We start from the raw sequence: 14,018 nt of genomic DNA, 5'->3' as shown, positions 1-14,018 counted from the left end.
GTACCGTGAACAGCCCCTTCGCCGAAGCCATCCTGAACGGTTCCCTGCTGCTTGCCATTCCCGTGGCACTGCTCGCCGGACTCGTCTCCTTCCTCTCACCGTGCGTCCTTCCGCTGGTGCCGGGCTACCTCGGCTACGTCACCGGACTGACAGGCGTGGACCTGGAGAAGCAGAAGCGCGGCCGGATGCTGGCCGGAATCGGCCTGTTCGTGCTCGGCTTCTCGGTGATTTTTGTCCTGCTGGGCGGAGCGTTCGGCCAGCTGGGATCCATGATCAGCGGCGGCCAGAACGCCTGGATCACGCAGGTGCTGGGCGTCCTCGTGATCATTATGGGCGTGGTGTTCATGGGTGGCTTCGGCTGGCTGCAGCGGGACGCCAAGATCCACGCCAAGCCTCCTGCCGGGCTGTGGGGAGCGCCGTTGCTGGGCATCACCTTCGGCCTGGGGTGGGCGCCGTGCATCGGCCCCACGTACTCCGCCGTCCAACTGCTGAGCATGTCCGGCGGGTCCTCCGCCGCCAAGGGCGCTTTCCTGGCCTTCGTCTACAGCCTCGGACTGGGCATCCCCTTCCTGCTGATTGCCCTGGCCGTGCGCCGGGGCGTCGGTGTGATGTCCTTCTTCCGCAAGCACCGGCTCGCCATCCAGCGGATCGGCGGAGGAATCCTGGTGGTCCTCGGCCTCTTGATGGCCAGCGGCGTGTGGGGTGCCTGGGTTTCCGGGTTGCAGTACTGGTTCCAAACCGATGTGAAATTGCCGATCTGATGAGCGAGCGAGTGAACGACAAGAAGAAGCCTGCACCGCAAAAAACACCGGACAACGCTACAGCCACCCCGGTGGCCAACGCCAAGGCGGAAGCCGCCCTTCCGGCGCTGGGAATCAAGGGCATGCTCCGCTGGGCCTGGACCCAGCTGACCAGCATGCGCACCGCGTTGTTCCTGCTCCTGCTGCTGGCTGTTGCCGCGGTGCCCGGATCCCTGTTCCCGCAGCGGCCCGCGAACCCTTCGATCGTCACGCAGTACATCAAGGACCACCCCGAGTACGGCAAGATCCTGGATTCCCTCCAGCTCTACGACGTCTACTCCTCCGCGTGGTTCTCCGCCATCTACATCCTGTTGTTCATCTCGCTGATCGGCTGCGTGGTTCCCCGCGCCATTGCCCACTACAAGGCAATGCGCTCCCAGCCCCCGCGGACTCCGGCCAGGCTCTCCCGCCTGCCCGAATACGGCACACTCGTGATCCCCGCGGACGCCGGGATCCCGGCGTCGCGCGCTATTACGGACGCTGCCGCGAAGCTGAAGAAGCGCGGCTACCGCGTGGATGTCAGGGGCGACGACGGCGCGCGGCCCTCTTTGGGGGCCGAGCGCGGCTTCCTGAAGGAAGTGGGCAACCTGGTGTTCCACACCTCGCTGATCGGCGTCCTGGTGTCCGTGGCGGCCGGCGGCCTGTTCGGCTACAGCGGGCAGCGGATCCTGGTGGAGGGCGACACCTTCGTGAACACCCTGGTGGGTTACGACCAGTTCACCCCGGGCACCAACTTCCAGAGCAGCCAGCTCCAGCCCTACTCCATCCAGCTGGACAAGTTCCAGATCACGTTCGACCGCGAATCGAAGGGCAAGTTTGGCCAGCCCATCGACTTCAAGGCGGACGTGACCACCCGGGAAACCCCGGACGCGGCGCCCGAGAAGCAGGTGCTGAAGGTCAACGATCCCGTCAGCCTGGGCGGCACCAGCATCTACCTCACCGGCAACGGTTACGCCCCCGTGGTCACCATCCGCGACGGCGCCGGCAATGTTGCCATGCAGGGACCCGTGGTGGCCAAGCTGCAGGGGGACAACTACTACTCCTCCGTGGTGATCAAGGTACCCGATGCCCGGCCGGACCAGCTCGGGTTCGCCGGCTTCTTCCTGCCCACCGCATTCGTCACCGAGGAAGGCGTTTCCTTCAGCGGGGACCCGGAGCTGATCAACCCGCAGCTCACGCTGAACTCGTACTTCGGTGATCTCGGCCTGGACGCCGGCTCCCCGCAGAACGTCTTCGAACTCGATGTTAAGAAGCTGACGCCGCTCAACGCCCGGAACCTTGACGCCGGCGGCATCACCCTGGCTCCCGGCAGCACCTACACGCTCCCGAACGGCAAGGGCTCCATCAGCTTCGACGGCGTGAAGCGCTACATCGGCGTTGACATCCACCATAACCCGGGCCAGCTGTACGCCCTGATTTTCGCCCTGCTTGCCGTGGCCGGGCTGGTGACGTCCCTGTATGTGAACCGACGCAGGGTGTGGGTCCGCACGGGCACGCATCCGGACGGCCGCACCATGGTGGAATACGGACTCCTGGCCCGCGGCGAAGACCACCGCCTCGCGGCTGAAGCAGAAACCATACGCGGCCTGCTGACGGACGAATGGGGCCTGGACTCCCAGAAAGCTCCCAGCGGGACGGTGGATAATGGCCCGGCGGACACTGTCCATGCAGGCAGTGCCCCCAACGAGGCGTCCACGGAACCGCGCAACGAAGACTTCATCCAGTCAACAGCAGGCTCAGCCGAGTCGAAGAAGGACCAGTAATGTTCCCCATCAACGAAACCATGGGCCAGTACAGCGAGCTCTTTATGCTCCTGGCTGCCGGCACGTACACCGTTGCCTTTATCGCCTTCGCCTGGGACCTGGCCAAGAGCAGCAAGGCACTCCGGGCGATTGACCTCAAAGCTGCCGCCGCCGCGTCCGCGACCGCGACCGCCAAGGTCCCGGTGGGCGCCGGCGTGGGTGCAGGCGGCTCCGTTGAGCGCGCCGATGCCGATGCTGATGTTGACCGCGCAGCTTCGGACGTCAGCGGGCCTGCCGGCCGGGCCGAGCGGCCGTCGTCGGCTACCGGCCGAGCGTCCAAAGGTGCCGGTTCAGGCGCCGGGCAGACCGCCGACGGCGACATGCGCTATGCCGCCGAACGCCGCGTCCCCGCCCGTGTTGCGGTTGCCCTGACGGTGCTGGGTGCCGTGATCCACGCCGCGGGTGTGGTCACGCGTGCCCTCGGTGCAGGCCGCGTGCCGTGGGGCAACATGTACGAGTTCCTCACCACCGGCGCCTTTGTGGCCGTGGCTGTCTTCCTCTTGGTGCTGATCCGCCGCGACCTGCGGTTCCTGGGAACGTTCGTGATCGGCCTGGCCATCATCATGCTCGTGGCGGCCTCCGTGGCCTACTGGACGCCCGTGGGCCACCTGGTGCCGGCGCTGCAGAGCTACTGGTTGATCATCCACGTGTCCATCGCCGTGATGTCCTCCGCGCTGTTCACCCTGACGTTCGCGATGTCCGCCCTGCAGCTGGTACAGGCGCACCGGCAGAAGGCGATCGCGGCCGGCGGCCAGGACAAGCTGGGCTTCATGCGCCTGGTGCCGTCCGCGCTGAGCCTGGAAAACCTGTCCTACCGCATCAACGCGATCGCCTTCGTGGGCTGGACCTTCACCCTGATGTTCGGTGCCATCTGGGCCGAGAAGGCCTGGGGCCGCTTCTGGGGCTGGGACACCAAGGAAGTCTGGACGTTCGTGATCTGGGTGGTCTACGCAGGCTACCTGCACGCCCGTGCCACCCGCGGCTGGACGGGTACCCGTGCCGCGTGGCTGTCGATCGTGGGTTACCTCTGCGTGATCTTCAACTTCACCATCGTCAATCAGTTCTTCAACGGCCTGCACTCCTACTCGGGGCTGTAGCCGGCACACGCGTCCCCGCGGCGCGATGGGCTCCATGATTTGCCGCTTAAGGCCGCTAAGCCAATGGTTTAGCGGCCTTAAGCGTCAAACGGGCGACGACGGGTTGTAGGCTAACGACGGCGGGAATCCTGCCCGGGATCTCGGCTCGGGCGCCCGCCCTGCTGGACGCATCTTTTGCCACTTTTGGCCGCTAAGCCAATGGTTTAGCGGCCTTAAGCGTCAAACGGGCAATGTATTGCGTTGGTTCAACGACGACGGCGGGCCGGTTCCGGTGTCCAGCCCCGATCCACGAGCGCTTTGCGGACCCGGGTGACGGCCCGGGGCTCCATCCCGGGTGCGAGTACGTCGAGGTCCGCCTGGGTCAACACCACCACCCGCCACCCGGCTTCCCTGGCATTCTCGTCGCGGAAGATGTCGCTTCGCCGTTGAACTGCCGAGGCGTGGTGCCCGCCGTCGTACTGGATGGCCACTTTCTCGCGCTCGTACGACATGTCCGGGTCCTGGATCCAGCGGCCCATTTCATCAAACATGGGTACGTTGATGGCGGGCTCGGGAAGGCCGTGGCGGCACAGCAGCAGCCTTACTTCCGTCTCCTTGGCTGAGTCTGTGTTGGCCCGCAACAGGACACGGGCCCGCATGGCGCTGCGGTAGCCTGGTCTGCCGGCCTTGCCCGCCAGGAAGATGTCCAGCTCAGCAAGCGAGGACAACGGATCCTTCCGCCGGATGAGGAAATCTCCGGCGCTCACCAGGTCATCGAGGCCAAGAATGCCGGCAAGGTCGAACCAGGTCCGCAGGGGAGAGGTGCACCGGAGGTGCCGGCCGGCTGTGATCTCGCCGGGTGCCAGGTCCAGTTGGTGGCCCACCACACCCTTCCGCCGGACCGCCCGCTGACCGAGGGGAGAGGTCAAATGGATGAGTTCAATACCTGGCCACTCCAGCGGAAGCGGAAATCCCCACAGGGCCGCTGCGGAAAGATGGCTCACCACGGCCCCCGTGACCGCGCCCAGGGCGGAGGCGCGGAGCAGCAGGGTGTCCTCAGCCGCCGCTGAAATCCGTGCCCCCGTGCACGGCCGCACCAGGTCGCGGGCTCGAAGACGACGCCTGGTGAGGCCTGCTGACCGGGCCTGCTCCAGCGTGAAGGGCCGGTGTCGGAGAGCCTCGGGGAGCTGGGGTGGAGGGCGCATAGGAGCATTGTGCCCCGGCGGAATGAAGGCATTCGGCTTATCCACAGTCTGGTGCTGATGTGGAGGAGAAGTGCCGGGCGACGGGCGTGGGCGGGGCACGCCGGACGCGGGCGGAGCGGGCGGGAACGGGCACCCCGCGGACGCGGCCTCTTGCCACAATTGGCCGCTTAAGACGGGCCATAGCGGCCAAAATCGGCAAACGGGTGACGTGCCGGCGCGTGCCGGGGCGATGGCAGAGCGGGCGCGGCGCGTGCCGGGGCGATGGCAGAGTGGGCCGACGGGTGGAGGGGTGCTCCCAGGCCTTACTTGACCTCGTCAGTGCCGTGCGAGTCGGTCTCGGGGTGGTGTGATTCCTCGGGGTGGGTGTCGCCACGGCGGCCCCCGTTCGGCTTACCGGTGCCCTCTGCGCCGCCCGCGCCGGACGTGCCGCCGTTGACCTTGCGTTCCTTGGCCTGCAGCTCGTCCTTGAGCTTCTTGAGGCGGTCCGCTTCAGCCTGGTTGCGCCGGCGGAGTTCGAGGTTGCGCAGGAAATCGGGGTCATCATCCGGTGCCGTGGTGTGGCTGTAGGTCTGCGGAACGGGACGGTTGCCCCGCGGCCGTCCGATGATGAACCACAGTGCCGCACCCACAACGGGAAGGACAACCACAACGACGATCCAGGCAGTCTTGGAGATGCCCCTGGTGAGGTTCTTGTCAGTCCGGATCACGTCCACGATGCCATAGACATATATGGCAAGAACGGCAACGGCGACCAGTACACGGGGCATACCACCAGTCTACCGTCAGGTACGCCGGTGCCGGACGGCTAAACTTGGACTGTGGCCTTTATGAGATACTCCCTGATCCGTCTGGCACTCTTTGTGCCGCTGTTCGTACTGTTCAGCTTCCTCCAGCTCGGCATGCTGCTCTCCGCAGTCTGCGCCGGCCTGATCGCTTTCGCCATCAGCTACCTGTTCTTCCAGAAGCAGCGCGACGCCGCTACCGCCACCCTGCATGAACGGTTCTCCGGCCGGGCCAAGCCCATCCGCAGCGCCGGTGAGGTTGAAGACGCGGACGCCGAGGACACCCTCGTGGATGCCAACCCGGACATCACCGTCCGCTCCGAAATCCCCCGCACGGAAGCTCCCGGCAAGGAAGCCTGAGCCGTTCCGCTTACAGGCCGTGGCTGAGCACAAGGCCCAGGGAGAACAGCACGCTGTAGCCCAAATTGATCAGGCCCGTCTGCTTCAGGACGGGGATCAGGCTCTTGCGCTTGCGGCCGTTGATCATCAGCCATGACGGCATCAGGCTGGCGGGGATCAGCAGCAGCACAACGAGCATCCACGGGCGTCCCGGTGCCAGGACGATCACCAGCAGGATGGCGACAGCAAGCATCAGGACGTAGCTCTCGCGGGCGTGCTTGTCGCCCAGCCGCACGGCCAGCGTCTTCTTGCCCGCCTGCATGTCCGTGGGGATATCCCGGACGTTGTTGGCCATCAGGAGAGCGCACGCAATCAAGCCGGTGCCGATCGCGCCGATGACGGCTGGCAGGCTGACCTGTCCCGCCTGCGTGTAGGTGGTGCCCAGGGTGGCCACCAGGCCGAAGAACACAAACACGAACACGTCTCCCAGGCCCATGTAGCCATAGGGGTTCTTGCCGCCGGTGTATCCCCAGGCGGCCAGGACGCAGCCCAGACCCACCAGGATCAGCCACCACGCCTGCGTGATGAGCACCAGGACCAGGCCGAACAGCATGGCCACGCCAAATGCCGTGAACGCCGCGCGCTTCACCATTTCCGGCTTGGCGGCGCCGGAGCCCACCAGGCGGAGCGGGCCCACGCGGTCCTCGTCGGTGCCGCGGATGCCGTCCGAGTAGTCGTTCGCGTAGTTCACCCCGACCTGGAGCAGCAGCGCCACCAGCGCGGCCAGGACGGCGTTGAGCGGCTTGAAGGCGTCCAGGTCGAAGGCTGCGGCGGTGCCGATCAGGACCGGCGCGATGGCAGCCGGAAGAGTGCGCGGGCGGGCGCCTTGGATCCATTGTGCGGCTGTAGCCACGGTAAGTACTCCGATTGGTTCGTTGTTCGGTTCAGCTTGGGAAGAGCTTCTCTATTTTCCCTGATGCCGGGCGTCCAGCAGAACAGTCATGCCCAGCCGGTCCGGTTTGCCGTTGGGCAGCATCATCAGTTCGCCGGCTGCGAGGACGGTTTTCGGCGCCAGCGGACCCAAAACGCCCAGGGCGTCGTGCCGCTTTTCGGTGAAGTCTTCGACGCCGGCGGGGGAGTCGTCCTCCACTGCAAGGTAAGCCGCCACGGCCTGGCCCCACTCCGCTGACGGTACGCCGGCAACAAAAGCCGCGCGCACGCCATCAAGCTTTTCCAGCTCTGCCTGCACGTGCGCGGCGGAAACCTTCACGCCTCCGGTGATGATGACGTCGTCGGCCCTGCCCAGCACAGTGAGCTTCCCGGTGGCGTCAATGGAGCCGAGGTCGCTGGTGCGGTACCAGCGCACGCCGTCCTCCTCGAAGAACGCATCGGCAGTGAGGCCGGGTTCGTCGAGGTAGCCGGCGGCCAGCGTTGCTCCGCCCAGCAGGATCCTGCCGTCCCCGTCCACCCGGGCCAGCACGTCTTCGAGCGGGAAGCCGTCGTACACGCAGCCGCCGCAGGTTTCCGCGGAGCCGTAGGTGGTGATCACGCGGGCGCCGGCGTCGCGGGCTGCCGCAAGTAATTCGGGTGACGCGGGGCCGCCGCCCAGCAGGATGCCATTGAACCGGCGCAGAACGGCGAGCGTTTCAGCCGAGGGCGAGTCCAGCAGCCGCTGGAGCTGGGTGGGAACCAGTGAGGTGAAGCGGATCTTGTCCGTGAGCTCCTGGGCTGCCGCGGTGAACGCCTCCGGCGTGAACCCGTCCGAGAGGTCCATGGCCCACGGGCGGGTTCCGGCGAACAGGGAACGCACCAGTACCTGGACGCCGGCCACGTACTGGAGGGGGAGGGCGAGCAGCCACTGGCCCTCGCCCTTGAGCGCGAAGGCGGTGGCCACGGAGGACGCCGCCAAGGCCTCCACCGTGAGGACCGTCGCCTTGGGCGTGCCCGTTGAACCGGAGGTTCGCACCACCACGGCGGCATCCTCGTAGCCCGGCTTTTCCACAGCGGAGACCACGAGGTTCCCGTCGGCGCCGGCGGAAAGTTCGACGGCGGGTCCCTCACCGTGGAGGGCGTCCGCCAGCGCTTTCAGCGCGGGTTCGATGTTCGGGGGCTGGGAAGTCACAGGCTGCCTTCGGGGTAGGTCGGGCTTAGAAGTAGTACGGGAACTGCGACCAGTCGGGATCGCGTTTCTCCAGGAAGGCTTCCTTGCCCTCCACGGCTTCGTCCGTCATATACGCCAGCCGGGTGGCTTCGCCGGCGAACACCTGCTGGCCGGCCAGGCCGTCGTCGGCCAGGTTGAAGGCGAACTTGAGCATCCGGATGGCCTGCGGCGACTGCCGGGCGATGTCCGCCGCATACTCCAGCGCCACGTCCTCGAGCCGGTCGTGGTCCACGGCCTCGTTCACGGCGCCCATCCGCACCATGTCCTCGGCCGAGTATTCGCGGGCCAGGAAGAAGATCGCACGCGCGGCCTTCTGGCCGATCTGGCGGGCCAGCAGCGCGGAGCCGTAGCCGGCGTCGAAACTTCCCACCGTGGCGTCCGTCTGCTTGAATTTGCCGTGCTGGCGGGAGGCGATGGTGAGGTCGGAGACCACGTGCAGCGAGTGGCCGCCGCCGGCAGCCCAGCCGTTCACGACGGCGATGACCACCTTGGGCATGGTGCGCATCAGCCGCTGGACTTCCAGGATGTGGAGCCGGCCGGCGCGGGCGGGGTCGATGGTCTCCTTGGTCTCGCCCTCTGCATAGCGGTAGCCGTCCCGCCCGCGGATCCGCTGGTCACCACCGGAGCAGAAAGAGTGCCCGCCGTCCTTGGGCGATGGCCCGTTGCCGGTGAGCAGCACGGTGGCCACATTGGGGGTCATCCGGGCGTGGTCCATGGCGCGGTAGAGCTCGTCCACCGTGCCGGGGCGGAAGGCGTTCCGGACCTCCGGGCGGTTGAAGGCAATGCGGACCGTGGGGAGGTCCCGCAGCACTGCGCCGTCCGAATCCCGCTCCACCTGCCGGTGGTACGTCATGTCCTGGAAGTCGTCGAAGCCGGCCACGGTGCGCCACCGCGAGGGGTCAAAGACGTCGGATACCTTGGCTGGGAATACGTTGCTCACAGACCGAGTCTAGTAATCGCCTCAGCTGATGCAGAACTCGTTGCCTTCCGGGTCCGCCATGGTGTGCCAGGAATGCGGGCCCTGGCTGGCGCTCCAGAGGAACGTTGCACCCCGCGCTTCGAGTTCCTGGCGGGCCACGTCCTTGTCCTTGCCCACAAGGCGGACGTCCCAGTGCACGCGGTTCTTGACGGTCTTTTCCTCCGGTGCGGTCTGGAAGAGCATGCGGCGCGCGGGTGCCTTGGCGTCGATTTCTTCCGCCGGGCGGATCGCCGCACCGGCCTGCCAGACCAGCTTGCCGTGATGGGTGGTGGTCTCGGCTTCGGTGGCGAACCCCTGCTCGATCATGGACCGGATGAATGCTTCGTCCTGCGGCTCCACCGCCCACTCCAGGGTTTCGGCCCACCAGTCGGCAAGCTCATGCGGATTCCTGCAGTCGATTGCTATCTGAATGTTGAGTCCCATTACTCAAAACTACGACGCCGGCGTCCCCGCCGGAAGGGGCCCGCGGACCTGCACATGCCCGCGAGTGGGCATTTAACGGCAGTGTTTCCGCCCGGAACTGCGGTGATCTGCCACCTCGACGCCCCATCAGGACGCCGCCCGGGTCAGGGCTGGACCTGCTGCAGCTGTTCCATCAGTTCGGGCGGGATGGCGTAGATGAACACCACGGCCAGCAGGTTCTTGGCGGCGTGGACAAAGTAGGAGAACATCAGGTTCTTCCCGGTCCACACGTAGACAAACACCAGGGTGGCGCCCATGGCGAGGTACGGCATCAGCACGGGCAGGGTCAGTGTTTCCTGGCCCACGATGTGCAGTGCCGCGAAGAGGAAGGTGGACAGGACACAGCACACCCAGATGTTGACGCGCCGGCTCAGCTTGCCGGTCAGCAGGTGTCGGAAGATGTACTCCTCCACGAACGGGCCCACGATCACCAGCAGGGGTACGATCAGCCACGGTGGAACCTGTTGCACGAGGGCCTGCACATTGGCCTGGTTGGCGGAGCCCTGCACGGGTCCGGTGAGGGCCACCAGGATGGCTGTCAGGATCAGCATGGCCACCACTGCCACCGGGATCATGATCAGCGTGAACCAGGGCCTCGTGGCCAGCACCCGCACGTCGCGGGAGGCAACCCGGCGGGCGGCGGCGACGGCCAGTACGCCCACGCCGCCGTAGAACAGCAGGTTGACCGAGTACACGGCAATGGTGGGGTCCGGGGACAACTGGAGCAGCAGCGGCTGCAGCAGCGGACCCGCAACGGCGAAGAGCGCAGCGACGGCCACGTAGAGCCCCACCGTGGTGTAGTCGAGCGCGGAGAAACGGTAGAGCTCCGGCTGTGGCGCCGGGGAATTGCGGACGGCTGTTCCCATGCGTCCAGCCTAGCGGTGCATCAGGTGCAGGGAGGCCGCCCGAAAACACGCGGCGGTGAGACGGGATCTACGTTAGGACTGCCCTGTGATGGTCAGGGCGATGAGGACGCAGTTCAGGCCGACGATCAGCGTCGCGCTGGTCCATCCGGCGACTTTGAGTGCCATCGAGTCCGTGTGGATGCCCATGACATCGCGTTTGCCGGTGAGCCGGATGAGCGGGATCAGGGCGAACGGTATGCCGAAGCTCAGGAGTACCTGGCTCAGGACCAGGGCGAGGGTCGGTTCGATGCCGGCACCCAGAATGACCAGGGCAGGGATCAAGGTGATCATGCGGCGGGTGAGCAGCGGCACCTTGACCTTCAGCAGTCCGCCCATGATGGTGGCGCCGGCGTAGCAGCCCACGGAGGTGGAGGCCAGCCCGGAGGCCAGTAGCCCGATCGCGAACACAACGCCGATGACCGGGCCCAGCGCCGAGGTGACTGCGGCATGCGCGCCGGCGATGGTGTCGGTTCCCTCGATGCCGCGCAGGCTGGAAGCGGCCAGCAGGAGCATGGCGATGTTCACGACGCCGGCCAGCATCAGGGCGCCCGCAACATCGAACCGGGTGGCCCGGATCAGCCGCGTCCGCTCTGCCGGATCCTCGGAGAAGCCATGCCTGTCCCGGGCGAGGGCGGAGTGCAGGTAGATGGCGTGCGGCATGACCGTTGCCCCGAGCATGCTGGCGGCCAGCAGGACCGTGTCCGTTCCCTCAAAGCGCGGGACGAGGCCGCCCAGGGCGCTTCCGGCATCAGGCGGATTAACAAAGAGCCCGGAGACGAATCCCACGGCGATGATCCCCAGAAGGACCAGAATGGCGTATTCGAAAGACTTCTGGCCCTTGGAGGACTGCAACGCCAGCAGCAGCATGGATGCCAGGCCGATGATGACGCCGCCGGCCAGCAGGGGAAGCCCAAAAAGCAGGTTCAGCGCCACGGCGCCGCCGATGACTTCCGCCATGTCCGTGGCCCCGGCCACGACTTCCGCCTGGACCCAGTACAGCCTCCGACGCCGGGTGCCCAGGCGCTTGCCCAGGATTTCCGGAAGGCTCATGCCCGTCGCCAGCCCAAGCTTGGCGGACTGGTACTGGACCAGGACGGCCATCGCGTTCGCGGCAACAAGGACCCAGACGAGCAGATATCCGTAGTTTGCACCGGCGGTTAGGTTGGCGGCGACATTTCCCGGATCCACATAGGCGATGGCGGCGACGAACGCCGGCCCCATAAGCAGTAGGCGCGACCATTTCCTGCCGCTGGCCGGTTTTACCGGGAGGGTGGAGATAGCCATCGTTGTTCCTCGTCATCGGGGGTGCTGATAGGACGAGAATAGCTTAATTTAGGCATACCGAAAAGTAGAGTTTCGGCGCTACTACCTTCCGCGCGCATTTGGGGTGGACCCCCGCCGGACACCGGCCGTCCGACGGCGGTGCTTGACGTTGGGGGCCCGGCCGGGCAGGCTGGACGGATGAAGTCCTAAGAAGCAGCGCCGGCACGCTGTGCAGCAGCACGGCCGGGCTGTGCACCGGTACCAAGGCCCCGCAGAGACCACCGACCCCCGTTCGGCACAGTCTCCGGCGCCACACTTCGGACCCGCGAGGACTTCCCTTGACTGAACACCTTTCCCTGGCCGGCGTCACCCATGGCTACGGTGACCGCCAACTCTTTGCCGCCGTCCACCTCGCCATCGGCGCCGGCGAGCACGTGGCCGTGGTCGGCGAGAACGGCGCCGGAAAATCAACCCTGCTGCGGATCCTGGCCGGGCTCGAGGCGCCAGACGAGGGCGCCGCCGTCAGCCACGGCCGCGTCGGCTACCTTGCCCAGACCACCGGGCTGCCGGCAACGTTCACCGTGGGCAACGCCGTCGACGACGCGCTGGCATCACTCCGCGCCCTCGAAGCCGAGCTGGACCGGCTGGAAGCCGGACTTGCGGATGCCGATGAGGAGCAGCTGGACCGCTACGGCAACCTGCAGACCGAATACCAGCTCCGGGAAGGCTACGCCGCGGAGTCGCGGGTGGAGGCGGCGCTGGACCGTCTGGGCCTGGGCGGGCTGGACCGGCAGCGGACGCTGGGTTCGCTCTCCGGCGGTGAGCAGCACCGGGTGGCGCTGGCCTGCGTGCTGGCCGATCCTGCGGACATCCTCCTCCTGGACGAGCCCACCAACCATCTGGACGCCAGCGGCACGGCGTGGCTCGAGGCGCGGCTGGCCGCCCACCGGGGGACCGTCGTCGTGGTCTCCCACGACCGGGCGCTGCTGCGCACGGTAGCCTCCTCCATCATCGAAGTGGACGCCGAACGCTGCGCCGTCCACCGCTACGGGGACGGCTACGAGGGGTACCTGCGGGAGAAGGCGGCCGAGCGTGAACGCTGGGTGCAGCAATACCGCGGCTGGCTGGACGCGATGGCCGCCGAACGCCTTCAGGCGGACACCGTGGCCGGCAAGATGGGCTACGCCCGCCGGCGCGACGGCGACAAAATGGGCTTCGACTTCAAGGCCGGCACCTGGCAGCAGGCGGCCAGCAGCAAGGTCCGCAACGCCCAGGAGCGGCTGCGCCGGCTCGAAGCCAACCCGGTGGACCGTCCGCCCGTTCCCTTGAAACTGGCAGCGGACCTCCAGCCAGCCGGGGCGTCCGGCATCGGTGAAGGAGCTGACCCCGGTGCGCGCGGCGCCGACGGCGCCGGCCCCGGTGAGAGCCAAGACCCTGCCCTGGAAGCCTGCGGCGTCGTGGTTCGCGGCCGCCTGGAACGGACGGATTTCCGGGTGGAAGCCGGCCGCAAGATCCTGATCACGGGGCCCAACGGCGCCGGGAAATCCACGCTGCTGTCCGTCCTTGCGGGGACACTGGAACCGGACGCCGGCACGGTGGTGCGGCACGGCAGGGTCGGTTATCTGCAACAGGAACTGGAGCCGCCGCTCCGCCCCGGGCAGCGGCTTCTTCCGGCCTTCGTGTCCGGCCTGGGCGGCAACATCGACGAACATGCCGAGGCCCTGCTGCGGCTGGGCCTCTTCCGGACCACCGAATTCCATGTGCCCGTCGGCAGCCTGTCCGCCGGTCAACAGCGCCGGCTTGCCCTGGCCCGGCTCCTGCTGGGCGGCTTCGGCACGATGCTTGTTGATGAACCCACCAACCACCTGGCGCCCGTACTGGTGGAACAGCTGGAGGCGGCACTGGCGGACTTCGGCGGAACCCTGGTCATGGTGAGCCACGACCGCGCACTGGGGGAGTGGTTCAGCAAATGCGCCGCACGTGAGGGCACGGGATCGGGTGCCGGCGCAGGGGCAGGGAACTGGCTGCGGTACACCATGCGGGACGGTGCGCTGGTGTAGCTCCGGGGCACCTGCGGGGTCCGCAGGACGGCCGGAAAAACGGTGAGGTTTGCGTTAAAGGATCGTTACTCCCCGCGCGCCGGGCCGAAACATCAGCGGAGCAGGATGGAAGGGAGTCAGTGATTCCCACGCTCAAGTAGCACCCGCGCGCTCCGCCGCCGGGCCTACCCAGCCGGCCGAAAGG

Annotated in this window: 13 protein-coding genes; 5 read left to right on the top strand and 8 right to left on the bottom strand. The window is 67.0% G+C overall.

Annotated elements, in window-relative coordinates:
* The first annotated feature begins 5 nt into the window (after positions 1 to 5).
* Genes TV39_RS16645 through ccsB form a run of 3 tightly spaced genes read left to right on the top strand, consistent with a single transcriptional unit; the run spans position 6 to position 3,699 of the window.
* Complete coding sequence (locus TV39_RS16645) at positions 6 to 761, top strand: cytochrome c biogenesis CcdA family protein (protein WP_043483621.1); 756 nt, start codon at positions 6 to 8, stop codon at positions 759 to 761.
* A complete protein-coding gene (resB, locus tag TV39_RS16640) occupies positions 761 to 2,563 on the top strand; it encodes a cytochrome c biogenesis protein ResB (protein ID WP_082049825.1) in 1,803 nt (600 codons plus the stop codon). The genes TV39_RS16645 and resB overlap by 1 nt, the downstream gene beginning before the upstream one ends.
* Positions 2,563 to 3,699 (top strand): c-type cytochrome biogenesis protein CcsB, encoded by a 1,137-nt coding sequence (ccsB, locus tag TV39_RS16635; RefSeq protein ID WP_043483619.1) that lies wholly within the window; start codon positions 2,563 to 2,565, stop codon positions 3,697 to 3,699. Before resB ends, ccsB begins: the two co-directional genes overlap by 1 nt.
* 245 nt (positions 3,700 to 3,944) lie before the next feature.
* On the opposite strand, the gene TV39_RS16630 is transcribed toward ccsB, so the two are convergent.
* Positions 3,945 to 4,883, bottom strand: coding sequence for a hypothetical protein (locus TV39_RS16630; RefSeq protein WP_043483617.1), 939 nt, complete (start codon positions 4,881 to 4,883; stop codon positions 3,945 to 3,947).
* 302 nt (positions 4,884 to 5,185) lie between these two features.
* Positions 5,186 to 5,650 carry a PLDc N-terminal domain-containing protein gene (locus TV39_RS16625; protein ID WP_043483615.1) on the bottom strand — a complete coding sequence of 155 codons (465 nt, stop codon included), beginning with the start codon at positions 5,648 to 5,650 and terminating at the stop codon, positions 5,186 to 5,188.
* Positions 5,651 to 5,710: 60 nt separating this feature from the next.
* Here TV39_RS16625 and TV39_RS16620 point away from each other — a divergent pair, with 60 nt between their 5' ends.
* Positions 5,711 to 6,025: a DUF4229 domain-containing protein gene (locus tag TV39_RS16620; RefSeq protein WP_043483613.1), complete on the top strand. Its 315-nt coding sequence runs from the start codon at positions 5,711 to 5,713 to the stop codon at positions 6,023 to 6,025.
* A 10-nt stretch (positions 6,026 to 6,035) separates the two neighbouring features.
* Here TV39_RS16620 and TV39_RS16615 read toward each other — a convergent pair whose 3' ends face one another.
* The 6 genes from TV39_RS16615 to TV39_RS16590 all read right to left on the bottom strand — a co-directional run bounded on the left by TV39_RS16615 (position 6,036) and on the right by TV39_RS16590 (position 11,795).
* Positions 6,036 to 6,917, bottom strand: coding sequence for a 1,4-dihydroxy-2-naphthoate polyprenyltransferase (locus TV39_RS16615; protein WP_043483611.1), 882 nt, complete (start codon positions 6,915 to 6,917; stop codon positions 6,036 to 6,038).
* Between the two features lie 51 nt (positions 6,918 to 6,968).
* Positions 6,969 to 8,126: an AMP-binding protein gene (locus tag TV39_RS16610; RefSeq protein WP_043483610.1), complete on the bottom strand. Its 1,158-nt coding sequence runs from the start codon at positions 8,124 to 8,126 to the stop codon at positions 6,969 to 6,971.
* Between the two features lie 25 nt (positions 8,127 to 8,151).
* Positions 8,152 to 9,105, bottom strand: a complete 954-nt coding sequence (locus TV39_RS16605; RefSeq protein ID WP_043483609.1) for a 1,4-dihydroxy-2-naphthoyl-CoA synthase — start codon at positions 9,103 to 9,105, stop codon at positions 8,152 to 8,154.
* 21 nt (positions 9,106 to 9,126) lie between these two features.
* Positions 9,127 to 9,567, bottom strand: a complete 441-nt coding sequence (locus TV39_RS16600) for a VOC family protein (protein WP_043483608.1) — start codon at positions 9,565 to 9,567, stop codon at positions 9,127 to 9,129.
* A gap of 143 nt (positions 9,568 to 9,710) precedes the next feature.
* Complete coding sequence (locus TV39_RS16595; RefSeq protein WP_043483606.1) at positions 9,711 to 10,472, bottom strand: CPBP family intramembrane glutamic endopeptidase; 762 nt, start codon at positions 10,470 to 10,472, stop codon at positions 9,711 to 9,713.
* A gap of 72 nt (positions 10,473 to 10,544) precedes the next feature.
* A complete protein-coding gene (locus TV39_RS16590) occupies positions 10,545 to 11,795 on the bottom strand; it encodes an Nramp family divalent metal transporter (protein ID WP_043483603.1) in 1,251 nt (416 codons plus the stop codon).
* Positions 11,796 to 12,112: 317 nt separating this feature from the next.
* Between TV39_RS16590 and TV39_RS16585 the strand changes: the two genes are divergently transcribed.
* The gene (locus tag TV39_RS16585) at positions 12,113 to 13,834 is read left to right on the top strand and encodes an ABC-F family ATP-binding cassette domain-containing protein (protein WP_043483601.1); all 1,722 of its coding nucleotides are present in this window, start codon (positions 12,113 to 12,115) and stop codon (positions 13,832 to 13,834) included.
* Positions 13,835 to 14,018: the final 184 nt, after the last annotated feature.

The sequence above is a fragment of the Arthrobacter sp. SPG23 genome, from assembly GCF_000876655.1.
Lineage (GTDB): Bacteria > Actinomycetota > Actinomycetes > Actinomycetales > Micrococcaceae > Arthrobacter.
The sequence above is the reverse complement of the archived record's forward strand: the minus strand, read 5'-3'. Positions and strand labels throughout refer to the sequence as shown.

Excerpts from the sequence above, each read along its gene's own strand:
- resB (WP_082049825.1), top strand. The coding sequence starts at position 761 with ATGAGCGAGCGAGTGAACGACAAGAAGAAGCCTGCACCGCAAAAAACA.
- ccsB (WP_043483619.1), top strand. The coding sequence starts at position 2,563 with ATGTTCCCCATCAACGAAACCATGGGCCAGTACAGCGAGCTCTTTATG.
- TV39_RS16630 (WP_043483617.1), bottom strand. The coding sequence starts at position 4,883 with ATGCGCCCTCCACCCCAGCTCCCCGAGGCTCTCCGACACCGGCCCTTC.
- TV39_RS16625 (WP_043483615.1), bottom strand. The coding sequence starts at position 5,650 with ATGCCCCGTGTACTGGTCGCCGTTGCCGTTCTTGCCATATATGTCTAT.
- TV39_RS16620 (WP_043483613.1), top strand. The coding sequence starts at position 5,711 with ATGAGATACTCCCTGATCCGTCTGGCACTCTTTGTGCCGCTGTTCGTA.
- TV39_RS16600 (WP_043483608.1), bottom strand. The coding sequence starts at position 9,567 with ATGGGACTCAACATTCAGATAGCAATCGACTGCAGGAATCCGCATGAG.
- TV39_RS16595 (WP_043483606.1), bottom strand. The coding sequence starts at position 10,472 with ATGGGAACAGCCGTCCGCAATTCCCCGGCGCCACAGCCGGAGCTCTAC.
- TV39_RS16590 (WP_043483603.1), bottom strand. The coding sequence starts at position 11,795 with ATGGCTATCTCCACCCTCCCGGTAAAACCGGCCAGCGGCAGGAAATGG.